We start from the raw sequence: 24,496 nt of genomic DNA, 5'->3' as shown, positions 1-24,496 counted from the left end.
AACGCCCGCCGGCAGGGGAGGGGCAATGGGAATCGAAATCGAACAGGTCGACTTCAGCCACGCCGACGTGCGCCAGTACCGCGCGCGGCTGGAGGACAACCTCGATACCCTCGACCAGCTGCTGCGAACGCCCGGCTTTGGCACCGGCCCGGGCTCCTTCGGGGCGGAGCTGGAGATGTACCTGGTGGACCGCCAGGGCAACCCGCTGATGGTCAATGCCGAGGTCCTGGCCGCCGCGCAGGACCCGCGCCTGACACTGGAACTGAATCGCTACAACCTCGAATTCAACCTCCCGCACAGCGCTCTGGACGCGCGGCCGTTCCTTGCCGCCGAAACGGCGATGGTCAACATGCTCAAAAAGCTGGAGCCCATCGCCGCCCGCTGGGACGGGCGCATCGTGGCGATCGGCATCCTGCCGACCCTGCGCGAAACCGATTTTGGCGTCGCCTGCATTACTGATCGCCGGCGCTATCACGCGCTGACCCGCCAGCTGATCCAGCGCCGCGGCGGCCACTTCCGGGTGCGTATCGATGGTGAGGACCCGCTGCAACTGGAGATGGCCGACATTACCCTGGAGGGGGCCAACACCTCCTTCCAGTTGCACTACCGGGTGTCTCCCGATGCCTACGCCGACACCTTCAACGCGGTGCAGCTGGCGACGCCGCTGGCGCTGGCGATTGCCGGCAATTCCCCGACCCTGTTCGGCCATCGCCTGTGGCAGGAAACCCGGGTGCCCCTGTTCAAGCAGTCGATCGATACGCGCCACCTCGACCCCTACGGTTGCGCGCGGCCGCCGCGGGTCGGCTTTGGCCTGGGCTGGGTCCGGCGCGGTGCGCTGGAGATGTTTCGTGAAGTAGTGCGCGTCTACGAGCCGCTACTGCCGATTTGCGCTCCCCGCAGCCCGCAAGAGCAACTGGCGGCGGGCGAGGTGCCCTCGCTGGCCGAGCTGCGCCTGCACCAGAGCACGGTCTGGTTGTGGAACCGGCCGATCTACGACGACGCCGGCGACGGTCACCTGCGAATCGAGATGCGCGCCCTGCCAGCCGGCCCGACCGCGGTGGACATGGCGGCCAACGCGGCGCTGCTGGTCGGCCTCGCCGAGGGCCTGCGCCCGCATCTCGATGAATTGCTCGCCGCCATTCCGTTCCACTACGCCCAGTACAATTTCTACCGCGCGGCGCAGCACGGGCTGGCCGCGAACCTGGTCTGGCCCCGGGGCCTGCGCGGGACGGTCGAGGAGCGCAGTGCCGGGGATATCCTCGCCGAGCTGCTGCCGGTGGCTGCCCGCGGTCTGGCCGCTATCGGGATCGACAGCGGCGAGATCGATTACTATCTCGAGGTGATCGAGGCACGGCTGGCCAACGGGCAGACCGGCGCCCGCTGGCAACTGGCGATGCTGGAAAAACTGCGGCGCCAGCAGCCGCTGGAGCGTGCCCTGCACAACATGCTGGAACGCTTTATCGGTTTCAGCGCCGAGAACCTGCCGGTGGCGAGGTGGCCCCTGTGAAACGTTTTCATTTTTCCCGCGATCCGCAACCCGCCGACATCGGCGCGAGCACGGAGGATTTCCTGCGCTGGCTCGGCGGCCCGGCCTGCCTGCTGCTGAGCGGCGGGGACAGCACCCGCTGCAGGGCCATGGTGACGCTGCTGCACGGCAATGAACCCTCGGGCACCCAGGCGCTGTGGCGCTGGCTGCAGAGCGGCCGGCGGCCGGCGGTCAACGTGGTCTGTATCGTCGCCTCGGTGGCCGCGGCGCGCGAGGAACCCCTGTTCAGCCATCGCATGCTGCCCCGGGCCCGCGATCTCAACCGCTGCTTTCGCCCCCCCTTCGACGATGCCCAGGGTGCGCTGGCGGAGGAAATCCTGACGATCCTGCGCCTGCACCGGCCGGAGGCGGTGGTCGATATCCACAACACCTCCGGCTCCGGTCCCTCCTTCGGGGTGTGCCGCTACAGCGACCGCAACCACGAGGCGCTGGTTTCCCTGTTCACCCGCCGCATGATCGTCTCCGACCTCGACCTCGGCTCGCTGATGGAACTCACCGAGGCCCACTGCCCGACGGTGACGGTGGAGGTGGGCGGCAGGCTGGACGATGCGGCCCACGAACTCGCCTTCGAGGGCCTGTGCCGCTATTTCGAGGCCGCCGATGTCCTGCACCCGGACAGGAGTGACTGGGGGCTGGAACTGCTGGGCGACCCGATCCGCCTGGAATTGCAGGACAACGTCACGCTGACCTACGCGGAGACCCCCAGCGAGAACTACGACATCACGCTGCTGCCGGACATCGAGCACCACAACTTTGGTGCGGTGACCGCCGAAACCCAGCTGGGCTGGGCCCAGGGCGAGGCCACCCGCCTGTTTCGCGCCCAGGACGGGGGCGGGCGCTGTGCCGTGTCGCGACTCGTGCGCATAGCGGATGGCAGGATCTACCCGGCGCAGGCGCTGAAGTTATTCATGATTACCACCAACGCACAAATCGCCCATGCCGACTGTTTGTTCTATGCTGTGAGGGACGATGGCTCGGCTATCGTCGACTGAATCCACCAGACAGGACAGCACTATGCGAATCGGGATTTTTGCTGGCGTATTGCCAGGCGAGAAATCGGACCTCCAGGGTATCGTCAAATTTGCCCAGGAGATGGAATCCCGTGGCTTCGACAGCCTCTGGGTACCCAATATTTTTGGCCTGGACGCGATTGGCGCCTGTACCCTGGCGGGCTGGGAAACTGACCACATCGAGCTGGGTACCGCGGTGGTGCCGAGCTATCCCCGCCACCCGGCCGCGCTGGCGCAGCAGGCACTGACCGCGCAGGCGGCCTGCGCCGGGCGCTTCACCCTCGGCGTAGGGCTGTCCCACCGCCTGGTGATCGAGGACATGTACGGCTATTCCTATGAAAGGCCGGCGCGCCACATGCGCGAGTATCTCGAGGTGCTGGCGCCACTGCTGCGCGGGGAACCCAGCGATTTCGAGGGCGACGAAATCACCGGCAAGCTGACCCTCGATGTGCCCGGCGCGGAGCCGGTGCCGTTGTTGCTGGCGGCGCTGGGGCCGGCGATGCTGAACCTGGCCGGCCGCTTCACCCACGGCACAACCACCTGGATGACCGGTCCGCGGACCATCGCCGAGCATATCGTGCCGGAAATTGCCGCCGCGGCGAGCGACGCGGGCCACGGCGCGCCGCGCATTGTCTGCGGCATGCCGATCTGCATGACCCGGGATGTCGCGGGCGCCCGCGCCTATATCGGCGAGATCCTGGCGATCTACGGCATGCTGCCGTCCTACCGCGCCATGCTCGATCGCGAGGGAGTGGAGGGCCCGGCGGAACTGGCGCTGGTCGGCGATGCTGACACGCTGCGCGCCGATATCGACCAGCTGCGCCAGGCCGGGGTCACAGACTTCAACGCCGCGGTGATTCCCTTCGGCGACAGCGGCGAGGCGACCTACGAACTGCTGCAGTCCGAGCTGGAAAAAGTCTAGGGGCGGCTGGTCGCCGCGATCAGGTGCGTTGCAGGCCAGCAGCGCTACCAGGTTGGGCGCCTGTCGCCGTCTCGCTTTTCCACACCGGGTAGGGACCCAGCAGGAGCAGCAGCACGCCCGCGACCAGGCTGGCGGGAATCCCTGCCAGCACCATCGGCGTGTAACTGCCCGCGATGTCGTGAATCGCGCCTGCCATGACCGGGCCGACGCCGGCACCCACGGCGATCAGGCTGGACATCACCCCGAACACCTTGCCGAAGTTTTTCATGCCGCCGTAGCGGCTGGTGAGATAGGCGCAGATCTGCAGTTTGCAGCCGGAGGAATAGCCGATCACCAGCATGGCGATGACGATGGCGGTCGGCGAGCGGAAGGGTTCCAGCAGCAGGATAAAGGCCAGCGCGGTGACGCCCATGGTAATCCCGCCAATCCAGTTGGCGCGGAAGCGATCCAGCAGGTAGCCGGTAAACAGCTTGCCGGTAATGCCGGCGACGCCGGCGAGGCTGGCCAGCCACGCGGCGCGCTCCCGGCTTACGCCCGCCTCGGTGAGGATGGGCACCTGGTGGACGATGAAACCGATGGTGAGCACCATGATGATCAGGGTGGAAATGGCCACCTGCCACAGCGCCCGGCTGCGCACCGCCTCCGCGACGCTGAGCCCGCTGAGGTCGCCCACCGGCGCGGGATTACCGGTTTTTGCCGCGGCGCGGCGCCGGTCGTGGGCGTCGAATAGAAACAGTACGCAGAGGACCAGCGCCGGCAGTCCCCAGCCGAAGCCCAGCCAGGCAAAGGCCTGGCGCCAGCCGTACGTGTCGATCAGCCAGTTGGTGATCGGTGGCGACAGGATCTGCGCCACCGCGGTGCCGCTTAAGGTGACGGCGAGGGCCATGCCGCGGCTGGCGGAAAACATGCTGCTGATGGCAGCGGTCCACATGGTGGACTTGATGCCCAGCGAGAGAATGGCGTAGCCCGTCCACAAACCCAGCCACTGGGTCACCGAGCCGCTGGCGAGGCCGAAGGCGGCGATCGAGACCGAGGTCAGCACCAGCCCCGGAATCGCCAGGCGCCGCGAGCCCCAGCGGTCGATCATGGCGCCGACGATGGGGGAGAGGGGAATCGCCAGCAGCGCAGCCACGCTCAGGCCGGCGGAGATCTGCGCCCGGCTCCAGCCGAACTCGTCGCTCAGCGGGGTCATGAACAGGCCGATGGAGTAGGTGGCTACGGAGTGGAAGGAAAAGCCCACCGAGCAGGCGAATACCAGCAGCCAGTAGCGTTTCCACTCTTCGCCAGCGGACAGCGCGGGAGTTGCGGACATGAATATCCCTGTCGAGGTATGCGTCCCCTGCGCCGGGCGCAGCAGTGTTATTCGCGTGTTAGCTGAACGGGCGGGGACAAGAGTCGAAGCCAGTAAATCACGCGCTTGTCGACAGGGTCAATCGCGGGGCTTTCCCGTGGCGGCAGGCGGAGTTGCCAGAGACGGTATTGCCCCGCATCGAAGGGCCAGTGGTCGCGGTGACGGAGGCCGCCTACCTCGACTGCAATTCCTCGACCGTCAGCCCCAGCGACTCGCGCAGGGCCGCGGTCTCGTCGAGCCGCGCGCTGCTGGAAACCACCGCGGTGCTCGCCAGCTCCGGCTGCAGGTAGGTTTCCGCCACCCGCCGCAGGTCCGCCAGGCCAACCTCCAGCACCCGCTGGCGGAACAGTTCCCGCTGCTGGTGGTCGCGGCCGAACAGGCGGTTGTGGAAGTGCTGCTTGGCCTCCCCGGCCGGGGAGCCGGGCTTGTCGAGGCTGCCGATGACCCCGAGGATGCTCTCCTCCAGGGCGCGCTGTTCGTGCGGGTTGTCCAGCAGCCAGGCCACCGCGGCGTCGAAATCGGCGAGGGTTTCGGCCAGGCGCGGGTCGCGGTAGGAATAGAAGCGGAAGGTCGCCACACCGGAATCCTGGCTGGCGCCGCCGCCGTAGGCGCCGCCCTGCTCGCGGATGGCGCGGTGCAGGAAGCCGTTGCGCAGGAAACCGCCGAGTACGGTCAGTGCGGCGGCGTCCGGGTGGTTGACCGGCACGGTGGGGTAGGCGCGGGCACAGAAGTTGACCTGGGTGTTGGCAACCCAGAACTCGCCGCGGCGCTCGCGCACCGGCTCCAGCGCAAAGGGCGGCAGGGTGTGGCCGGCATCGCCGGTCCAGGCGCTGGCCGCCAGCGTCGAGAATTCCGCCACCCGTTCGGGCTCCGCCACGGTCAGCAGTTGCCGGGGCATATCCTTTACGGCCTGGTGAATGGCCTCCAGTTGCGCCGCGAAACTTTCCAGAGCGGTAGCGTCACGCAGTGATTCGTCGAGGCGGCGCAGCGCGCGAATGCCGGCCAGCCCGGTGAGGTGGTGATTGAGCCGGGCCAGCGGGCTCATGCCGGCGCTGGCGGCGGACATGGCAAGGCTGTGGCCGTGGCCGGTGACGGCCTGTTCGCGCCGCGCCCGCTGCTGGCTGACCAGTTCGCGCAGGCGGCCGACTTCGTCGAAGCGGACGTGGCGCAGGGTATCGGTCATCAGCGCCAGCTGGGCCCCGGCGTTGTGGGCCAGGGCCTTGGAGGACAGTACGAAGTTGGCGGTAATGGCCTGTTCGTCATCGATATGCCCGCGCATCGAGGTGAATGCGCTGATCGAGCCGACAGTGGCGGACTGGCGATGCTGGATATCGAGGTAGCTGTCGCCGCCCACGCCGAGTTCGGTCAGGAAGTGGGTGTAGAGTGGCAGCAACTGTTGCTGCTCCAGGGCCAGCGCCGGCAGCGGCGCCACCATCTGCTGGTAGACCAGGCCGTTGGTGCCGCGGCCGTAGCGGGTGCAGGCCAGGCCCTGGTCGCTGGATTCGCTGTATTCGATGTCGGGGAAGCCCGCGGGCACATCGGACAGTTCCACCCGCGGCAGGATGTCGGGGTCGTCCACCTGCTGCTGGCGGGCCACCAGGTCCGCGGCCAGTTTCAGGGTGGCCTGGCGCTGTTCCTCGTCCATCGCCTCGCGTATCGCCTGCAGGCGCTGCTGTTCCCGCTGCCGCCGCTCGGCGGACAGCCCGGTGTCCGGCTCCACCACCAGGGTGACGCGGTGGGGGTTGTCCAGCAGCAGTTTGCGGGCCAGCTTGCGGATGTAATCCGGGTCGGCGATGTGCTCGCGCAGGCGCTCGATCACCGGGTCGAGATCGAGCACCGCGATCGGGTCGCTGTAGTGGGTGGCCGAGCCCAGCGCCTGCAGGATCAATTGCAGGCCGTAGGGGTAGCCGTCGCCGCTGACTTCGCGCTGGTGCAGCTCGAGCTGGTGGAGGACCGCCTGCAGGCGCTCCTGGTCGACGCCCTGGTTGGCGACCTCCTCGATGACGTTCAGCACCATGGCTTCCAGGGCATCGGCGTGCTCTGCTTCGGTGCCTTCCACGCCGCAGACGAATACCAGCTCGCGCATGGAATCCTCGAGCCCGCAGAGCGGGGAGGGCGACTGCGCCAGCGGCGTCGTCTCCAGTGCATGCTGCAACGGGGAGGCGCTGTTCTCCAGCAGCACGCTGGCCAGCAGCTGTGCTTCCAGCATCTGTTCCAGGTCCGCGCTTTCGCCGAGCATCCAGCCCATGATGAAGTGGGTGCGCTGCCCGGTGTCGCCCTCCTCGTCGAAGGCGTAGTGCTCGTCGAAATGCTGCGGTTGCGGCAGGCGCTGTTCCGCCGCCACTTCGATGCGCTCGTCAAGACGCTGGAAATGCTGCAGGGCGCGCTCCTCGAAGACCTGCTGGTGTTCGGCGGCGGCGATATCCCCGTAGGTCATGAAGATCGCGTTGGTAGGGTGGTAGTGACTGTGGTAGAAATCCTGCAGCTGTGCGTAGCTGAGATCCGGGATGTGCTCCGGGTCGCCCCCCGAGTTGTAGTGGTAGGTGCTGGTCGGGAACAGGTGCTCGCAGAGCTTCTGCCACAGGTAGCTCGGCACGGAGCTCATCGCGCCTTTCATTTCATTGAATACCACGCCCTTGAACACCAGCTCGCTCTGCGGGTTGCCGGTTTCGGCGAATTCCACCCGGTGCCCCTCCTGGGCGAAGTCCAGCGGGTCGAGGCGGGAGAAAAACACCGCGTCGAGGTAGACGTCGAGCAGGTTGCTGAAGTCCTTGCGGTTCTGGCTGGCAAAGGGGTAGGCGGTCCAGTCGGAACTGGTGAAGGCGTTCATGAAGGTGTTCAGGGAGCGCCGCAGCATCATGAAGAAGGGGTCGCGCACCGGGTAGCGCTCGCTGCCGCACAGCGCGGTGTGCTCGAGAATGTGGGCGACGCCGGTGGAGTCCTCGGGCACCGTGCGCAGCGCCACCAGGAACACGTTTTCCGTGTTGTCCGCGGCCATGTGGTAGTGCACCGCACCGGTGGCGCGGTGGCGGTACTCCTCCACCCGCAGGTTCAGGGAGTGGATGTCCTGCTGGCGGATGGCTTCGAAAGCAGGGTGAGCCTTGGGCAGTGCTTGGTTCATGCGGTCTCTTGGAATCGGAGTTGGTTGCCGGTCATTCTAACGCGAATTGCTGGCGGCTTGCTGCCCCTCGTCCGCGCCGCCGCTGGGCACCAGTTCGATCCGGTAGAGCCAGGGCCAGCGCTTGCCGGTGAGCCAGATGGCGCCGTCGGCGGGGTCCCGGGCGATGCCGTTGAGAACGTCGGTGCCCGGGCGGCGCTCCACCATCGGCAGCAGTCCCGCGAGGTTGATGCTGGCGCGGACCTTGCCGTCCGCCGGGTTGATGATCACGATGCGATCACTCTCCCAGATGTTGGCCCAGATCTCGCCGTCGATCCACTCCAGTTCGTTGAGCCGCCGTAGCGGGCGGCCGTCCTCGGTCACCGCCAGGGTGCGCGACAGCTGGTGGCTGTCGGGATCCAGGAAGAAGAGCTTGTCGCTGCCGTCGCTGTAGATGAGCTGCTTGCCGTCGTTGGTCAGGCCCCAGCCTTCGCCAGCTATCGGGAACCACTCCTGGGATTCCAGGTCGTCGCGGTTGAACACCAGCAGCATGCGCTCGCGCCAGGTGAGCTGGTAGATGTGCTCGCCGAGGACGGTGAGGCCTTCGCCGAACAGGCGCGGGTTCAGTTTGCGGGCGACTTCCGCCTGCATGCTGGCAAAGTCGTAGCGCAGCAGGGCGGACTGGCCGTAGTTGCCGCTGCTGACATACAGCTTGCCCTCGTGAATCTCCAGTCCCTGGACAAACAGGCGGCGATCCTGGGCCTTTTTTTCCAGGACCCGGTAGTCGTAGTGCTCGACCGCGAGGGCCGGCAGGCTGAAGGCCAGGGTAAACAGCAGCAGGGTACAGCGTCGTGGCATGGTCATATCCGGTTGCGGGCGAGGTCGCGGAGCAGGAAGCGGGCCGGTGACAGCGCGCGCAGCAGTTCCCGCGACAGGGGCGGCGCCTCTGTGACAATGGCGCTGGCCACCAGTTCCGCGCACAGGGGCGCGGAACACAGGCCGCGGGAGCCGTGGGCGGTGTTGAGGTAGAGTCCCGGCACAAACGCGCCTCGCTGGTCGATCACCAACTGGGCATTCTGGCGCAGGGGCGCATAGGCCTGCAAGAACGCGTCCCGGTCCGGTACCGGTCCCGCCAGCGGCAGGTAATCCGGACTGGCGCAGCGCAGGCCCGCCCGGCCGGGCAGGGCGGCGGCGTCGAGGCTTGCCAGGTGCTCGCCCCACCCGGGCAGCGCGGCGGCCAGTTTGCCGAGGTTGTCGGTTTGCTCCTGGGCGCGGAAGTCCAGGGCAGTGTCTCCGGGCCCGAAACTGGCGCCCATGGTGTGGATGCCGTCGCGGGCCGGGGCGATATAACCCTTGTCACAGACCGCGGCGCGCAGTTGCCGGCTGGCCTCCCAGGCCGGCAGCTCGGTGGTCTGGCCGCGGATCGGCCGCAGGGGCAGCCAGTCCAGGTGCTGCAGATGGTGGCTGTCGGTACCGCCGCAGACCACCGCGACGGGAGCCGCGGCCAGCTGGTCGCCGCGCGCGTTGCGCGCCACCCAATGCGCAGCCTCCCGCGCCAGCGTGAGCGCGCCGCAGTCCGTCCGGATCTCGATCAGGGGGTGGCTGGCGAAGGCGCGGCAAACTGCCGGGGGGTTGAGCCAGCCGGAGGCCGGGAACCAGAAGCCGGGCTGGGCCGGCGCGGCCCCGAGCAGGTCACCGGCAGACGCGATGTCCAGCGGGCGGGCCAGGTCCTCGAGACCCTGCAGGCGCGCTGCCAGGTCCTGCAGTTCCGCCGGGTCGGCTTCGAGGTGGAACATGCCGCAGAGCTCGCCATCGAGCCCCGGGCGCAGCGCGCCCGCGGCAAACAGATCGGCGTAGATGGCGGACGCATGGCGAAAACTCTGCAGGGCGAAATCCGTCAGGGTGGAATGGCGGCGCGACAGGCGGGTATAAAGAATGCCCTGGCCGTTGCCGGAGGCCGCGCCGGCCAGGGCGCCGCGCTCCAGCAGTTGCACGCGGATACCGCGGCAGGCCAGCGCCCGGGCGGTGGCGCAGCCCGCCAGGCCGGCGCCGATGACAATGGCGCTCGCCGGCGGCCGGGGTGCTGCACTTGGCAGGTCCCAGGGGGTGTCATCCACCGGCAGGGCTGCGCTGGAAGCCTGCAATTCGCCGGCCAGGGATTCCCGCTTGCGGCCAAAGCCCGGTACCTTGCGGGCGGCGAAGCCAACCGCTGCGAGCCCCCGGCGGACATGGCCCGCGGCGGTAAAGGTGGCGAAGGTCGCCCCGGGGCGGGAGAGTGCGGCAAGCGCCGGGTACAGCGTTTGCGCCCACATGGCGTCGTTGCGCGACGGGGCGAAGCCGTCGAGGTACCAGGCGTCGACGCAGGCGCCGTGGGCGGCGAGATCCGGCAGCGCCGCCGCGATATCCTCCCACCACAGGTCCAGGGTCAGCGCCCCGCCTTCGAACACCAGGCGGTGCTGTCCCGGCAGGCGGCCCGGCCAGCGGGCCTGCAGCTGTGCGGCCAGCGCCTGCAGTTCCTCCCAGGGCAGCAGCGCCCGGGCCAGTTCCTCGCGGTCGAGCGGAAACTTCTCGATGGCGATGTAGTGCAGGCGGGGCCGCGGGGCCGGCAGCGCCCGCCAGGCCTGCCAGCTGAGCAGGAAGTTGAGGCCGGTGCCGAAGCCGGTTTCGCCGATGCAGAAGCGACCGTCCCGCGGCGCCTGCAGGCGCCGGGCCAGGTCATTGCCGGCCAGGAAAACGTGGCGGCTTTCGGCGATGCCGTCCTCGCTGGAGAAATAGATGTCCTCGAAGCGCCGGGAAAAGGGCTCGCCGCGCTCGGTCCAGCGCAGGTCGGCGGCGGGGGTGGGGCCCCAGTACTGGTTGTTGCGGTTCACAGGGGATAGGCGGTTGATCGCGGAACGGCCGCAGAGCATAGCAGGGCGGCCCGCGGCCAGTCACGCCGCTGGATGGATGGCGATTGCCTGACACCCCCCCTGCCAGTAGACTTGCCGGGCTGTTTCCCCGAGTGAGAACAAAATGGCCCAGACCAGCTCCCATACACTGACCCGCGACCAGTTCCTGACGATTGCCGTCAACCTCCTGCACCGGGCGTTCGTAGAGTCCCCGCGTACCGACGCCAAGAACCTGTACCGCGCGCTTGCCGAGGGCAAGCGGGTGGCGTTGACCAACCTGAAGATGGACGATGGCTCCACCGTGCGCTTCGACCTGTCACTGGACCACAGCGAGTTTGTCGGCACGCTGAATTACGGCGCCTTTCGCGCCAGCCTGCGCTCCGTGCTGGGTAATATCGCCCAGGCCCTGCAGGAGAAAAAGGACTTCCCGGTGTTCACCGCCCAGAATGAACCCAACCGCTCGATTTTCGGCATTACCGGAGTGACGGTGGAAGACGGTACGCCCGCGGTGATGGTGCTGGCGTCGATTACCGACAGCAGTTCACCGGCTGTCCTGTTGCAGCTGGCCTACCTCGACCACACCCAGTTCGCGCAATCCCAACCGGATCTCGACGCTACAGCCTGATCAGTCCCCGATTCGCGCGCGCGGCTCGGCGGGGCGCGGCAGGCTCAGTTTCTCGTCCGGCGCGATCACCAGCGCGGTCCCGGTGACCACGACCTTGCCGTGCTGGTTGATCGCCCTGCAGTCCAGGGCGACCGACTTGCGCCGGTCGTTTTTCTCGATGACCTCCAGTTCCACGGTTATTTCGTCGCCGATCTTCACCGGCAGGCGAAAGCGCAGGGACTGTTCCATGAAGATGGTGCCCGGCCCCGGCAGCTCCATGGCCAGCGCCGCCGATATGAACGCCGCCGTCAGCATGCCGTGGGCGATGCGCTCGCCAAAGCGGGTGGTGGCGGCGAATTCCGCGTCCAGGTGCAGCGGATTGACGTCCCCCGAGACCGCGGCAAACAGCTGGATATCCTGTTCCCGTACCGCGCGTTTATAGCGGGCCTGTTGGCCGATGGTGATTTCGTCGTAGGTGTAATTGCACAGCTGGGTCATGCAGTGGATTCCTTGTCTTCGGTTGCGGGGGCCAGTCGGCGATAGTGGCTGCCGATACTGTAGGCGAGCAGCAGCCAGCATGCTACCAGGATGGTATTGAACAGCGCGAAGCCGGCTATCGACAAGGCGAGCCAGCTGCTGCCGACGTAGACAACCAGCGCAGAGAGTACGTCCCCCGCGCGGACGAACAGGGTGTCCGTGACCTGCTTGGCCTTGTATTTTTCCTCGCGCGTGGTGGGCAGGAAGAGTATCTGTCGCACCGTGTTCTGCACGGAATAATCGGTGGCGTTTTCAGCGGTTTTTACCCAGCGTACAAGGCTCAGCAAGGGGAACATGGCGACCAGGATATAGCCCCCCAGGGCGATCAGTGGCAGCAACATGATCGCTGCCCGAACGCCCAGGTATTTGAGCACGCGGGAGACCACAAAAAGCTGCAGCAACAGGCCGGCGATATTGACCACGGTGTAAAACGACGCATAGAACTCGCCGATAAACTGTTCTGTCGAAACCTGCCCGTCTGCGGAGGCTGCAAGGGCGGTTTCCAGGACGGTGCGGCCGAGGATGTACTCCCCAGTCGTGTTGACCCAGTTCAGGACCAGCATCAGGAGAGCGATCAGCAACAGGTAGCGGTTGTGGAAGACCAGTGCGAAGGCGCCGCCCTGGCCAATGGAATCCTCCGCCACAGCGGGCTCGCCGGGCCGTGACGTCGACACTGTCGCGGGCCGCTGCCAGAGTTTTTCCCGGGCAGCGACCAGGTTGGTGATCAGCAGGCTCAGGACCAGTATCCCGGCGGCAACCAGCATCAGCTGGTAGACACCGACGTGGCCCAGCAGCAAGCGGTCCAGGTAGCTGCCGGATACTGCGCCCAGCGAGGCGCCAAAAGCGACAATGACAAACAGCCGTTTGCCGGTGTCGGGGTCGTAGATGTCGTTGGCGAAAGCCCAGAACTGGGCCGGTACCATCAGGTTGAAAATCCCCACCCAGAGGAAAAACACCACGCCGAGAGGCACCTGCCACTGGGCGAGCGTATAGAAAGTGAGCAGGCATGCGGCAAAAAACAGGGTCACGGAGTTGATCAGCAGGCGACCGGAAACGTTGCTGGCGAGCCAGCTGTAGATGGGCAGGATGAGCAGCAACAGGACCGCCTGTCCGGCTGCGGCATAGCTTTTCAACTCGGCGCCGCCACCCGCCAGGATCAGGGCTTCGCGTACCGGTTTGAGGACATAGTAGGCGCTCAGGATCAGGTAGACATTGAGCGCCAGCAGCACTGAGGAAGCGGCTTCCCCCGGGCGCACCTCGGTGAACAGGTTTAGGAAGCGCACCAGGGCACTGGGCTGCTCCATCCGGGGCGGGATGCTCACTGCCCCGGCACGCTGGCAGCGCCCGGTTGCGGTGGCAGTTGTTCCCGCAGCAACTGTTGGACCAGGTCGGCGCGCTCAATCGTAGCGGCGCTGCTATGAATGCGCGCCGGCAGGCTCTGCCAGGGAATACTGCGGGTAAATTCCGGTGCGCCAAGGGCAGACAAGCCGATGTGGTCACCACGGAATTCCAGCAGTGAAATACTGCGGGCACCTGTGGTGGTCGTGCCGATCAGGCGTCGCGGGGCGGAGCCCAGGCAGGCCAGTCCCAGCAGATTCGTACCATCCTTGAATCCGGGATAGAAAGCGTGCTGGTGGCCGCTGATGTAGAGGTCGACATTTTCTTCCCTCAGGATGGTCTCCAGCTCCGCATCCCCCGAATACTCGGTTTCCCGGCCAACCGCCAACGGCCAGAGGGGCAGGTGACTGAAGAGCACGCGGTGGCGATAGCTCCCGCCGTACCGGTCCAGCAGCGTTTGCAACCATTCTTTCCGGGCTGCCTCCAACTCGCCCACGCGGGTCACGTCCAGCGCTATGAACAGGGTGTCGCCCAGCGCGAATGCGTAATTCCAGGGGTAGGCAGTGTCATCGACGAAGGTCAGGGCCGGTTTGCGCGGCTGCCATTGCGCGGCGAAGATTTCCCGCTCCATCTCGAAACCGTGGTAGCCGGACGCGTCGTGGTTACCGGGGGTCACTGCGAGAGGAATTCCGGCGGCGGCCAACCGCTCGCTGACGTGCTGGTGGAACGCGCGCCACATGGCTTCCACTTCCGGCCGGCTGAGATGTGGGCGGCGTTGCCCCGCCACCATGTCGCCGGCACTGATGACGAGGTCCGGATGCAGGGCAAGGATGCGATCGACAGCTGCATCGACGGTGCTCGAATAGTCCGTGCTACCGTAACCGCCGTTGAGATCCGATATCGTAATCACCCGCAGCGGCGCAGCATTTGCCGCCGCACACAGAAGAATACCCAGCAGCGCGGCGGCGTAGCGTTGCCGGCGAGCAACGCGTGGTCGAGGACGGCGTGGCTCAGGTATCACCGGCACAGTCGATACCTCCATCGCCCGGCGCCTGGCCGGCCAGGCTGGCTGCGGGGTCAAGGTCAAAGCGCAGTTTGCCTGCCTCGCAACTGGCGCGCAGGATGCCGGCCGCATCGCGTGTATTGGTAACGATGCTCTCCAGTTGCCGATCGGTAAGACCGTAGCTGTCGCGCAGGTAGTTGAACAGTGTTCCCCGCTTGCTGAAATCGCTGTTCAACTGCATCAGGCGCCGATAGGTGCCGGCGTTGTAGTGGCGGATCTTCTCCAGCATGCCGGTTTTTCGCGTGTAGTTGACGTAGCGTGCGCGACCGCCTGCATCGTTGTCGTTGAGGCGGATCCGGCGGAAAGCCCGCGCCATGGTGGCGGCGTCGCCGCTCGGGCGACTGTCGCTGCTGTGGACACCGTCGCTGTCCGCCCAGCGCCAGATATCCTCGTAATCGATGTTGCCGATGCGGTCCTGCTGGCTGAAGATAAAATCGAGCAGGGTAATCTCGGTAAGTCCCTGCATCCAGTAATGCATTTGTGCCGTAGACGGCGTGTCAGGCATCGCCTTGCGCAGGTCCGGATCCTTGCCTGCCTCTTCGATACCGGCCGCGATGGCCTGGGGCAGGGGCAGTTCGCTGCGCAGGGCGAGGAATGGCGCGGTGCGCTGGAAGTCATTGTTCTGGCCAACCCCCCAGCCCGATTTGCGGGTGCCATTGATCTCCGCGCCGAAGCGCTTGCCGTGAATACGCAACATGACGCCGTAGATCTGGCTGAGGTCGCTGGTGAACAGTTCACTGGTCGCCGGGTAATGGGCGGGCTGCTGCTCGGCATCGGCCAGTACTTGCCAGGCAGCGTGGATCATTTTCAACGAACGTTGGCCAGCAGTACCCTGCAGGCCGCGGGCACTGACCCGCGCCGCGTGCGCTTCTCGGTCCATGCTGCGGTAAACCGCGACGGGGACCCGGATGCTGGTGTCGAAGTAGCGGGAAAAATGGTAGTAGAGCAGGGAGGCCGTAGAGAACGTCGCGCTGGTTTCGCGGTCGTTCATGGTGACCTTGAAACTGGCTGGTGATCCCTCGGCTTCCGCCGGCAGCAATTCGCCGCGCGGACAGATATCCCGTTCAAAGCCCGCCTGTTGGCCAGTGTAGCGGTCAGTATCAATGCGGTAGACAAAGGTTCCCGGGCTGGTACTGCGCAGTTTGGGACAGAGGGCTACATCGGCAGCGTAGAAATCCAGTTCGCAGAGGGCCTTTTCCCGCGCGGTGTCGGCGTCGCTGTAGTTGCCGCCGGGCATTTTCTCCAGGGCGATACAGGTTTCGGTGATTCCGCCCGGTGAGTGATATTCCCGGCGCTCACCGGCAACCTTGTCCGAGGCGCTGGAAGCAACCGCAAACATGGCGAGAGCAAGTGCGGGCAGGGTGAAGCGTCGGCTCCAGTGGTCCATCAGGTCGACTCGTCAGGGGTTCTGCGGAGATGGCCGGCGGCGTCCCCGGGTGTCTTGCCTGCGCCACGCCGGGCCTCCGCGGGGAGTATAGATGAGGGGCTCAATGTGCGCTATCCGTGATCGCCGCAGACCGGTTGCCCGCTGGAGATGGCGGCTTGAGATGGCGTATCGGGTCCACGCTGTCCTGCCATTCGATAAATTCCACCGCCTGGGGCTGGATGGTTTCCTTGTTGGAAACCTGCACCATCAGCCGCATGCCGTCACTGAAATAGGGATCGTTGGTCAGGTTGAGCCGGGGCTCGTCGGCGCCAGCAACCGGTGCTCCGGAGACAAACGCGAAGCGCTTGACCGTTCCCGCCACAATCAGGCTCTGCAGCAGGTGTTCCCGCGCTTCGTCGACATTGGGGGCTATGACGTGGGTGGCGAGGTTGGGACTCAGGGTCGTTAACTTGATCGAAATATCGCGGCTGACCTGGCCCACCCAGACAGGCAGCCCCTGCACACGCAATGGTGCCAGCCAGAGGCGGATATGGTTGCGTTGCAGCACGTTACTGCGCGCTCTTTGCATGGCCACATCCTGCTGCCTGCCAAACATGTACAGGGGGCTGATGGGGGCCACCGCGTATTCCGCGCCGGAGATCGCCGCCCCGACCAGGCGCCGCACGCTGTCGGCGTCGATGCGTTGGGTGAAGGACCAGCCACTGCGCAGGAGGGAATAGAGTACGTCCTCCTGGTCGCCGATAAAGACTACATTGACGGGGTCACCCTGGCGCTCCCCCGAGGCGTCGTTGGTGCAGCATGGAAGGTCTCGCAGGCGCGCCCGCAAGGTTGCGATATCGACATCCTCGATGGGGGTGCCTGTATAGGTTTCACTGGTGCCAAGGTGTTCGAAATCATACTCGCCATCGGGAAGGGGAATTGAGAAGCCGTATTCCAGGACCTTGTTCTTGCCCAGCAACAGCACCGGGAGATAGCGGCCACCTTCCTGACGCGGCGCCAGCAGGTAGCCCTCGGAGGTTTCCCCGCTGGCGGTTTTCAGGTTTATCGCCAGCTCCCGGAAGCGCTCGACGATTTGCGCGTCTGCCTTGTTGTCGAGCTTCCACTGGAACAGCACCGATGCCTCGTCCGGGGGAAAATAATTGGCGTCGGACGCCGACACGAGCAACCAGAAACTCTGCGCAGAGCGATTTTCAATCCGTAGCCAGATGGCCTGGAGTCCCGCGTCCGACAGATCTACCCCGTAGCGTGTCCTGGCCTCTTCATCGGTGAGAATCGAGGCGGAGACCGAGACGTTGTCGAGTGTCTGCGAGTAGGTTCTCGCCGGAGCGACAAGTCGCTCGAAGGGAGCTGGCGCGTAGCCGGCACAGGCGGATAGCAGTGCAAGCAGGAAGATGGTGGTTGTACGCAGGGTACTGGTCATGGTGTCACTCTACCCCTGCTACTGATCGCCGGGGTGGTTGTGGGTGCCGGATTCCGCGCGAGGTCCGCGCCGATGTAACGGATGATCGCTTCGATCAGGATCTCGCGCGGGTAATGACGTATTTCAGGGCGTTTGGCCATAAAAGCCAGTTCTTCCTCTATGTCTATGGCGACCGCCCAATGATCCGCGTTCGCATAGCCGAGCAGGGTACTGCCCGGCAGGGTTCCCTCCGCGGGGGCAACCTGTCCGTCATTGCGCCGGTCGACAGGTGAAAGTATACGCCAGCCAAGTCGCAACCCGCGTGCCAGGTGTTCATAGGTGGTGAATGCCAGGAGTGAATAATAGCGAATCTGTGCGGGTGGCGGGTTTTCCGCCATGGCTGTTTGCCGGATTTCCGGCAGGAGGCTGTCCACCACGCCGCCATCGCCGGGGTCACAGCGCCCGGCAAAGGCATGGGCCAGCAGGCTGTCATAGGCCCAGGCGCCAACCTCCGCCACGTGGCTTCCCCACACCGGCCCCGCGATACTGACGACGGCGTCTATCCGGGTGCCCAGGTCAGGGTAGTCACTGAGGAATTGGAGGATGTCGATGGCACCCTTGGAGTAGCCGATCAGGATTACCCTGTCCGCCGGCACCAGGTGGCGGGTTTGCAGTTCGCTGGCGATCATACCGGAGTTGATCTGGCTGCTGGAGCGGCTGCTGATCGGGATGGTGGCAATGTCCAGTCCTCGGTCGCGCAGTGCATCGATCCCGCGGCGGTAGGCGATTGAGGCCTCTCCGAAACAGTCCGAAAACGCACCGCCGACGACAAAAACACGCAGGCGCTCCGGCAGCTGTGCCGGCACGAGATCGGCAGCTGTGGTCACTTCGTCCTGCAGGAGCCAGAGGTATTCCTCGCACAGCGGTGAGGCGCCGTCTGCCGCCGGTTGCTTTTGCCGTGCCAGGGTGCAGAATACCTGCCTGAAACCGGCACGGTCGTCCCGGTCAGTTTTTTCCAGCCAGGCGGGTGAACTGCGGATATCGTCAGCTGACGGCATGCCGGCGCATCCGCCCAGACCCAGCAGCAGCGCAAGGAGCCCGAGACAGGCCAGGATTCCCCGGGTGGAAAAACGCCGGGAATGATGCGTCGGGAAAGCATTCACTATCGTCAATTATCAGGCTGCCGGCTACCAGTCGGGTAGTGTATTGTGCACAAGTGCAGGGCCCCGGGTCGACCCGTGGCGGGTCGGTGACTGCCGGAGCACATGCGCAGGGCGATGGCCAGTCTACTGACGGTGAGCGTTGGCCGCCATACGCCGGATGAGCACGGAAATACAGCAAAAGGGAAGGGGTATGGTCAATCCACTGGCACGTCTGTGCCGCATGAGCCTGTCGAGCCAGATTCTGCTGGGACTCGCTCTGGGGATCGCCCTGGGCCTTTTCGTCGGTGAGCCGGTACGAGTCCTGCAACCGGTGGCGGATATCTATATCCGACTGCTGCAAATGACGGTGTTGCCCTACCTGGTGACGTCCCTGATCATTGCATTTGGCCAGATAAACCTCGCTGACGCGAAGCGCATATTCAGCAGCGGGGGCAGTATCCTGGTGGTGGTCTGGATTGTCACCGCTGCAGTCCTGGTGTCGCTGCCCCTGGCCTTGCCAAAGCTGCTCAGCGCGGCATTTTTCAGTGAGGCGCTGGTGCATCCCGCGGAGCCCCTGTCGCTCACCGACCTGTATTTCACTGCAAATCCCTTTGACTCTCTTTCCCGCAACGTGGTCCCGGCGGTCGTTGTCTTCAGTTGCCTGCTGGGTATCGGCCTGATGGCTTTGCCGGACAAGGAGAGCCTGCTCGCCCCGATGCGGACCTGGAATGCCGCCATCGTGCGCATCACGGAATTTATTATTAACCTGACTCCGATCGGGGTTTTCGCCATCGTTGCAATTGCTGCCGGGACGGTGAACCTGGCGATGCTGGCCAAGCTGGAGGCCTATTTCATCCTGTTCGCCGCGGCTGCACTGTTGTTGACATTGTGGATACTGCCCCTGCTGGTGACTGCGGTGACCCCGTTCAGTTATCGCGAAGTCGTGGGTATCGCGCGTGACGCCCTGCTCACGGCGTTCATGACCAATAGCGCGTTTATCGTTTTGCCGATCCTGATCGAACGCAGCAAAGCCCTGTTAAAGCGCCACCAGTTGCACGACGAGCGCAGTGATTCCGCAGTGGAAGTGCTCATTCCCGTGATGTTCAACTTTCCCAATGCGGGCAAGCTGCTGACCCTGCTGTTCATTCCGTGTGGTGCCTGGCTGAGCGGCCGGGTGCTGGAGGCGGATGAGTACGCTTCCCTGATCGCGGTCGGCATACCGAGTTACTTCGCCAAGGCGCAGGTCGCGCTACCCTTCCTGCTGGACTACTTTGGCCTGCCTATCGACCTGTTCGAATTGTACCTGCCGACGGCCGCGCTTACCGGCAAGTTCGACTCGCTGGCCACTGCCATGAACCTGGTGGTATTCGGCCTGCTGGGTGCCGCCGGTATTTGCGGCTTCGCAAAATTCGACCCCCGGCGTATCGCCAGGGCATTCCTTGCGATGGTGGTGGGCACTGTGATCGTGGTGGTGTTCCTGCGCCTCTTGCTGGGGGCGGTGGTGAATACGGACTACGACCTTGACGCGTCGCTGAAGCGGATGCATCGCGCCACCCTGCATCCGGACAGCGTGGTCCATCACAGTATGCCGGATCTGGAGCCAGAGTACGCGGGGTTGGCACCGCTGCAGCGGATTCGCCAGCGCGGCAGCCTGCGCATCGGCTATGACCCGAATAACCTGCCGATGAGTTTCATCAACGAAAGTGGTGACCTGGTGGGCTTCGATGTGGAGCTTTCGGAAGACCTGGCCGAAAGCCTCGGTGTGCGCGCGGAATTCGTGCCGATAGGCTGGCCCCAGTTGCCACAGCTGCTCGAAACGGGGCTTGTCGACGTCATGCCCGGGGTCTGGTTCCGACCCTACTGGTTTTCCCTGCTGCGGCTGTCCCGGCCATATTTCACGGCGACCATGGGCCTCGCCGTGCGCGACGACCGGCGCGACCGCTTCCAGAGCCTGTACGCCCTGCGCCACAGCAGCGGTTTGAAGATTGGCGTACCCCTGGATTCCGCCCAGATACGGCCGAGTATGGAGTATTATTTCAAGGGCAGTGACGTGGAGTTTGTCACGGTCGAGTTCTGGGACACATTCTTCCGCGGAGAACTGCCGGAACTCGACGGGTTTCTCCTGCCGGCAGAACACGCCTCGGCCTGGACTATGGTACACCCTCACTATACGGTTGTCGTGCCGCAACCCAACCCGGTGCGCGTCCCCACCGGCTTCGCCATGGCCTTTGACGCCGGGCCCCTGGTCGACGTGGTCAACGAATGGGTCCTGTTCGCCGATGAAGCTGGTCAGGTGCGGACCCAATATGAACACTGGATTCTGGGCGACGGGACGCAATCCCGCGAACCGCGCTGGTCCATCATGCGCAACGTATTGGGCTGGGGTCGCGAAACAAACCCCGCCAACTGAATGAATTACCGATGCCAGAAGCTGTTGCCAAATCTATTCCCGCCATCCGTTTCCCCGAGGAACTCCCGGTCTCCCAGCGCCGCGAGGAAATCGCCACAGCCATCAGCGAGCACCAGGTGGTGGTGGTCGCCGGGGAAACCGGTTCCGGTAAAACCACCCAGCTACCGAAGATCTGCCTGGAACTGGGTCGGGGGCGCGACGGCCTGATCGGCCACACCCAGCCGCGGCGGCTCGCAGCGCGCAGCGTCGCCCAGCGTATCGCCCAGGAACTGGATACCACGCTCGGCGCTGTGGTCGGCTACCAGGTGCGCTTCACCGACCAGGTGTCCGAGGCCACCGCGGTGAAGCTGATGACCGACGGTATCCTGCTGGCGGAAATCCAGCACGACCGCGACCTGCGGCGCTACGACACCCTGATTATCGACGAGGCCCACGAGCGCAGCCTGAACATCGATTTCCTGCTCGGCTACCTCAAGCGGCTGTTGCCCCGGCGTCCGGACCTGAAGGTCATTATTACCTCGGCGACCATCGACGTGGACAGTTTCTCCCGACACTTTGGCGATGCGCCGGTGATCGAGGTGTCCGGGCGCAGTTACCCGGTGGAGACTCACTACCTCGGGGCGGAGCCGGAGGAAGAGCGCGATACGGCGGAGCGGGTCACCGCCCTGGTCGAGGAAATCGGCCGCGGCGTCTACGGCGCGCGCGGCGACGTGCTGGTGTTCCTGCCGGGAGAGCGGGAGATCCGCGAACTGGCCAAACTGCTGCGCCTGCGCACCCAGCTGGATATCCTGCCGCTCTACGCGCGCCTGTCCCAGGCCGAGCAGAACCGCGTATTCGATACCTCGGGCAAGCGCGGGTTGCGCGTGGTGCTGGCGACCAACGTGGCGGAAACCTCGCTGACCGTGCCCGGCATCCGCTTCGTGATCGATCCGGGCGAGGCCCGTATCAGCCGCTACAGCTATCGCACCAAGGTACAGCGCCTGCCCATCGAGGCGATTTCCCAGGCCAGCGCCAACCAGCGCCAGGGCCGCTGCGGGCGCACCGCGCCCGGCGTCTGCCTGCGCCTCTACAGCGAGGAGGATTTCAACCGGCGCCCGGAGTTTACCGACCCGGAGATCCTGCGCACCAACCTCGCCGCGGTAATCCTGCAGATGCTCAACCTGGGCCTCGGCAAGGTCGTGGAGTTTCCCTTCATCAACCCGCCGGACCCGCGCCTGGTGCGCGATGGCTACAAGTTGCTGGAAGAACTGGGCGCTGTTTCCACGGCGGGCAAGCTCACTGCCGTCGGCCGCAACCTCGCCCGCCTGCCGGTGGACCCGCGCCTCGGGCGCATGGTGCTGGCCGCGCAGCAGGAGAGCTGCCTGACGGAAATCCTGGTGATCGCCAGCGCCCTGGCGGTGCAGGACCCGCGCGAGCGCCCCGCCGACAAGCAGCAGCAGTCGGACCAGGCCCACGCGCGATTCCGCCACCCCAAATCCGATTTCATGGCCTGGCTGGGCCTGTGGCGCTACTACGAGGAACAGCGCCAGGCGCTGAGCCAGAACCAATTGCGCAAGCTGTGCCAGAAGGAATTCCTGAATTTCCTGCGCCTGCGCGAGTGGCGCGACGTCCACACCCAGCTCAGCATCGCCTGCCGGCAGCAGGGCCTGCGGGCGCCGGCGAGCCTGCCGGAGGAGGAAAACTACACGGGAGTGCACCGGGCGCTGCTGGTCGGCCTGCTCGGCAACATCGCCCAGCACCAGGAAGACCGCGATTACCTCGGCGCGCGCAATCGCAAGCTGCAGATTTTTCCCGGCTCCTCCCAGGCGCGCAAGCGACCCAAATGGCTGGTGGCGGCGGAGATCGTCGAGACCTCCCGGGTGTTCGCGCGCACGGTCGGCGCGATCGAGCCGGAGTGGATCGTCGCGGCCAATCCGGAGCTGTTGAAGCACCACCACTACCAGCCGCGCTGGCAGATGCGCAGCGGCCGGGTCATGGCCTACGAGCGCCTGTCCCTGTACGGGCTGACCGTGGCGGACAAGCGTTCGGTGCACTATGGGCCGATCGATCCGCCGGTGGCGCGGGAACTGCTGATCCGCGAGGGCCTGGTGGCGGGCAAGTGGCAGCGGCCGCCGGGCTTTCTCAAGCACAACCTGCGCCTGGTGCGCGAGGTAGAGGAACTGGAGTCGAAAGCGCGTCGGCGCGACATTCTCGTCGAGGAGGAGGCCCTGTTCGAGTTCTACGACGAACGCCTGCCGGAAGACTGTTATACCAGCAGCAACCTGCTGTCCTGGCTGAAGAAGACCCCGGGTGCGGAGGAGCACCTGCGCCTGCAGCGCGAGCATATTATCGCCCGCGACCCGGGGGCCATTGGCGACCAGTTCCCCGACAAGCTGGTACACGGCGACCTGGAACTGCGGCTCAGCTATCGCTTCGAGCCGGGCAAGGAGGGCGACGGAGTCACCGTCACCGTCCCGCTGGGCCTGCTCAACCGGGTGCCGCGCTTTCGCTTCGACTGGCTGGTGCCGGGCCTGTTGCGGGAGAAGTGCATTGCGCTGGTGAAGACCCTGCCCAAGGACAAGCGCAAGAAGCTGGTACCGGTGCCGGATTACGTGGACCGGGCGCTGGCGGAACTGGAGCCCGATGACAGCGACCTGTTGCAGGCGCTGTCGCTGTCGCTGGGGCGCCTGGGTGGCGTGACACTGCGTCCGGCGGACTGGGCGCCGGAAAAACTCGACGATTTTTACCGCATGAATGTGCGGGTGGTCGACGCCGACGGACGCCTGCTGGAGCAGGGCCGGGATCTCGCCCGCCTGGTGGAACACTTTCGCAGCGACAGCCGGCAGAACGTGGGGGTTGAAGAGTCCGCCTCACCGGCCCGCGCGGGTATCCGCCGCTGGGACTTTGGCGATGTTCCCAGCCAGTGGCGATTCAGGCAGGCAGGGGTGGAAATCCTGGCCTATCCGGCATTGGTGGACAGGGGTGGGGACAGCGTCGCCATCGAGTTGCTGGACTACCCGGGGGAGGCGCGCAAGGCTCACCGGCAGGGGGTGCTGAAACTGCTGCGGGAACACAGCGCCCAGACCGTGAAATACCTGCGCAAGCAGCTGTTCAGGGGCAACCAGTCCAACCTGGCATTGGCCGGTTCCGGCGTATCCCGGGATGCCCTGGTCGAGGCGCTGATCGATATCGCGTATACAGAGGCGATGGCGCTGGATGGCGAATTGCCCTACAGCCAGGACGATTTCGAGGCGCTGTTGCAGCGGGGCAGGGGGCAGGTCGTCGAGTGCGCTAACCGCCTCGAGCGTCATCTTCTCGCCGCGCTGGAAGCCCTGTCCCAGGCGCGCCGCCTGATTGCCGGCTACCCCCCGGGGCAGTGGCAGGATACCCGCGCGGACCTGGAGGAGCAGATCGCGACGCTGTGGTCAGCTGACAACCTGCGCGACACCCCCGTGGAATGGCTCGAGCAGTACCCGCGCTACATGAAAGCCCTGTTGCAGCGGACCCAGCGGCTGTCGGGGCAATACCCGAAGGACCAGAAACAACTGGCGCTGCTGCGGGGCCTGGCGGAACCGCTGGCGCAGGCGCAGTCACAGCGCCCCGGGCTGCTGGTCGAATGCCCGGCCGCCTGCCACTACCGCTGGATGCTGGAGGAACTGCGGGTCTCGCTGTTCGCCCAGCAACTGGGCACCCGGACTGCGGTGTCGCAAAAGCGCCTGGAGGAACAGTGGGCCGCGGTCGTCCGGTGGCTGGCGGAGAATCCCCGCTAGCTGGCACAGCCGGGATCATCGACAACAAATGTGAACAATTTTCCGCGAAATTC

At 65.5% G+C, this 24,496-nt stretch carries 16 protein-coding genes; 6 read left to right on the top strand and 10 right to left on the bottom strand.

The genetic code is table 11. From position 1 onward, the window contains the following. Positions 1 to 25: 25 nt before the first annotated feature. The 3 genes from ACNKU3_RS07920 to ACNKU3_RS07910 are packed head-to-tail and all read left to right on the top strand — an operon-like array spanning position 26 to position 3,478. Entirely contained in the window at positions 26 to 1,507 is a 1,482-nt protein-coding gene (locus ACNKU3_RS07920) for a glutamate--cysteine ligase (RefSeq protein WP_418258880.1), read from the top strand. Next, a complete protein-coding gene (locus ACNKU3_RS07915; RefSeq protein ID WP_418258879.1) occupies positions 1,504 to 2,538 on the top strand; it encodes a succinylglutamate desuccinylase in 1,035 nt (344 codons plus the stop codon). The genes ACNKU3_RS07920 and ACNKU3_RS07915 overlap by 4 nt, the downstream gene beginning before the upstream one ends. A gap of 22 nt (positions 2,539 to 2,560) precedes the next feature. Continuing rightward, on the top strand, positions 2,561 to 3,478 hold the full coding sequence (locus tag ACNKU3_RS07910) for a TIGR03564 family F420-dependent LLM class oxidoreductase (protein WP_418258878.1): 918 nt from the start codon (positions 2,561 to 2,563) through the stop codon (positions 3,476 to 3,478). Between the two features lie 19 nt (positions 3,479 to 3,497). Here the strand turns inward: ACNKU3_RS07910 and ACNKU3_RS07905 are convergent, their stop codons facing one another. The 4 genes from ACNKU3_RS07905 to mnmC all read right to left on the bottom strand — a co-directional run bounded on the left by ACNKU3_RS07905 (position 3,498) and on the right by mnmC (position 10,796). Continuing rightward, entirely contained in the window at positions 3,498 to 4,790 is a 1,293-nt protein-coding gene (locus ACNKU3_RS07905; RefSeq protein WP_418258877.1) for an MFS transporter, read from the bottom strand. Positions 4,791 to 5,001: 211 nt separating this feature from the next. Next, on the bottom strand, positions 5,002 to 7,950 hold the full coding sequence (locus ACNKU3_RS07900; protein WP_418258876.1) for an insulinase family protein: 2,949 nt from the start codon (positions 7,948 to 7,950) through the stop codon (positions 5,002 to 5,004). Between the two features lie 36 nt (positions 7,951 to 7,986). Beyond that, on the bottom strand, positions 7,987 to 8,784 hold the full coding sequence (locus ACNKU3_RS07895; protein ID WP_418258875.1) for a glutaminyl-peptide cyclotransferase: 798 nt from the start codon (positions 8,782 to 8,784) through the stop codon (positions 7,987 to 7,989). 2 nt (positions 8,785 to 8,786) lie between these two features. Further along, positions 8,787 to 10,796: a bifunctional tRNA (5-methylaminomethyl-2-thiouridine)(34)-methyltransferase MnmD/FAD-dependent 5-carboxymethylaminomethyl-2-thiouridine(34) oxidoreductase MnmC gene (mnmC, locus tag ACNKU3_RS07890; RefSeq protein ID WP_418258874.1), complete on the bottom strand. Its 2,010-nt coding sequence runs from the start codon at positions 10,794 to 10,796 to the stop codon at positions 8,787 to 8,789. A gap of 142 nt (positions 10,797 to 10,938) precedes the next feature. On the opposite strand from mnmC, the gene ACNKU3_RS07885 reads away from it, so the two are divergent. Next, complete coding sequence (locus ACNKU3_RS07885) at positions 10,939 to 11,439, top strand: hypothetical protein (RefSeq protein WP_418258873.1); 501 nt, start codon at positions 10,939 to 10,941, stop codon at positions 11,437 to 11,439. Here ACNKU3_RS07885 and ACNKU3_RS07880 read toward each other — a convergent pair whose 3' ends face one another. The 6 genes from ACNKU3_RS07880 to ACNKU3_RS07855 all read right to left on the bottom strand — a co-directional run bounded on the left by ACNKU3_RS07880 (position 11,440) and on the right by ACNKU3_RS07855 (position 18,200). Continuing rightward, on the bottom strand, positions 11,440 to 11,916 hold the full coding sequence (locus tag ACNKU3_RS07880) for a MaoC family dehydratase (RefSeq protein ID WP_418258872.1): 477 nt from the start codon (positions 11,914 to 11,916) through the stop codon (positions 11,440 to 11,442). Then, positions 11,913 to 13,277: an NTP/NDP exchange transporter gene (locus ACNKU3_RS07875; protein ID WP_418258871.1), complete on the bottom strand. Its 1,365-nt coding sequence runs from the start codon at positions 13,275 to 13,277 to the stop codon at positions 11,913 to 11,915. The genes ACNKU3_RS07880 and ACNKU3_RS07875 overlap by 4 nt, the downstream gene beginning before the upstream one ends. Then, a complete protein-coding gene (locus ACNKU3_RS07870; RefSeq protein WP_418258870.1) occupies positions 13,274 to 14,203 on the bottom strand; it encodes a metallophosphoesterase family protein in 930 nt (309 codons plus the stop codon). The genes ACNKU3_RS07875 and ACNKU3_RS07870 overlap by 4 nt, the downstream gene beginning before the upstream one ends. 100 nt (positions 14,204 to 14,303) lie before the next feature. Further along, positions 14,304 to 15,743 carry a hypothetical protein gene (locus ACNKU3_RS07865; protein ID WP_418258869.1) on the bottom strand — a complete coding sequence of 480 codons (1,440 nt, stop codon included), beginning with the start codon at positions 15,741 to 15,743 and terminating at the stop codon, positions 14,304 to 14,306. A gap of 100 nt (positions 15,744 to 15,843) precedes the next feature. Beyond that, complete coding sequence (locus ACNKU3_RS07860; RefSeq protein WP_418258868.1) at positions 15,844 to 17,163, bottom strand: LssY C-terminal domain-containing protein; 1,320 nt, start codon at positions 17,161 to 17,163, stop codon at positions 15,844 to 15,846. Beyond that, complete coding sequence (locus ACNKU3_RS07855; protein ID WP_418258867.1) at positions 17,160 to 18,200, bottom strand: hypothetical protein; 1,041 nt, start codon at positions 18,198 to 18,200, stop codon at positions 17,160 to 17,162. Before ACNKU3_RS07855 ends, ACNKU3_RS07860 begins: the two co-directional genes overlap by 4 nt. A gap of 295 nt (positions 18,201 to 18,495) precedes the next feature. Between ACNKU3_RS07855 and ACNKU3_RS07850 the strand changes: the two genes are divergently transcribed. Next, complete coding sequence (locus ACNKU3_RS07850) at positions 18,496 to 20,694, top strand: cation:dicarboxylate symporter family transporter (RefSeq protein ID WP_418258866.1); 2,199 nt, start codon at positions 18,496 to 18,498, stop codon at positions 20,692 to 20,694. A gap of 11 nt (positions 20,695 to 20,705) precedes the next feature. Further along, positions 20,706 to 24,443: an ATP-dependent RNA helicase HrpA gene (gene hrpA / locus ACNKU3_RS07845; RefSeq protein WP_418258865.1), complete on the top strand. Its 3,738-nt coding sequence runs from the start codon at positions 20,706 to 20,708 to the stop codon at positions 24,441 to 24,443. Positions 24,444 to 24,496: the final 53 nt, after the last annotated feature.

Origin of the sequence: Haliea sp. E17 (genome assembly GCF_048323675.1) — a bacterium.
Lineage (GTDB): Bacteria > Pseudomonadota > Gammaproteobacteria > Pseudomonadales > Halieaceae > Mangrovimicrobium.
This window is presented reverse-complemented; position numbering and strand designations above follow the sequence as displayed.

What these genes read in the sequence shown, in the direction of transcription:
- ACNKU3_RS07885 (WP_418258873.1), top strand. Translation starts at nt 10,939, where the DNA reads ATGGCCCAGACCAGCTCCCATACACTGACCCGCGACCAGTTCCTGACG.
- ACNKU3_RS07895 (WP_418258875.1), bottom strand. Translation starts at nt 8,784, where the DNA reads ATGCCACGACGCTGTACCCTGCTGCTGTTTACCCTGGCCTTCAGCCTG.
- ACNKU3_RS07865 (WP_418258869.1), bottom strand. Translation starts at nt 15,743, where the DNA reads ATGGACCACTGGAGCCGACGCTTCACCCTGCCCGCACTTGCTCTCGCC.
- ACNKU3_RS07905 (WP_418258877.1), bottom strand. Translation starts at nt 4,790, where the DNA reads ATGTCCGCAACTCCCGCGCTGTCCGCTGGCGAAGAGTGGAAACGCTAC.
- ACNKU3_RS07920 (WP_418258880.1), top strand. Translation starts at nt 26, where the DNA reads ATGGGAATCGAAATCGAACAGGTCGACTTCAGCCACGCCGACGTGCGC.
- ACNKU3_RS07880 (WP_418258872.1), bottom strand. Translation starts at nt 11,916, where the DNA reads ATGACCCAGCTGTGCAATTACACCTACGACGAAATCACCATCGGCCAA.
- ACNKU3_RS07860 (WP_418258868.1), bottom strand. Translation starts at nt 17,163, where the DNA reads ATGACCAGTACCCTGCGTACAACCACCATCTTCCTGCTTGCACTGCTA.
- ACNKU3_RS07855 (WP_418258867.1), bottom strand. Translation starts at nt 18,200, where the DNA reads ATGCCGTCAGCTGACGATATCCGCAGTTCACCCGCCTGGCTGGAAAAA.
- ACNKU3_RS07910 (WP_418258878.1), top strand. Translation starts at nt 2,561, where the DNA reads ATGCGAATCGGGATTTTTGCTGGCGTATTGCCAGGCGAGAAATCGGAC.
- hrpA (WP_418258865.1), top strand. Translation starts at nt 20,706, where the DNA reads ATGCCAGAAGCTGTTGCCAAATCTATTCCCGCCATCCGTTTCCCCGAG.
- ACNKU3_RS07900 (WP_418258876.1), bottom strand. Translation starts at nt 7,950, where the DNA reads ATGAACCAAGCACTGCCCAAGGCTCACCCTGCTTTCGAAGCCATCCGC.
- ACNKU3_RS07850 (WP_418258866.1), top strand. Translation starts at nt 18,496, where the DNA reads ATGGTCAATCCACTGGCACGTCTGTGCCGCATGAGCCTGTCGAGCCAG.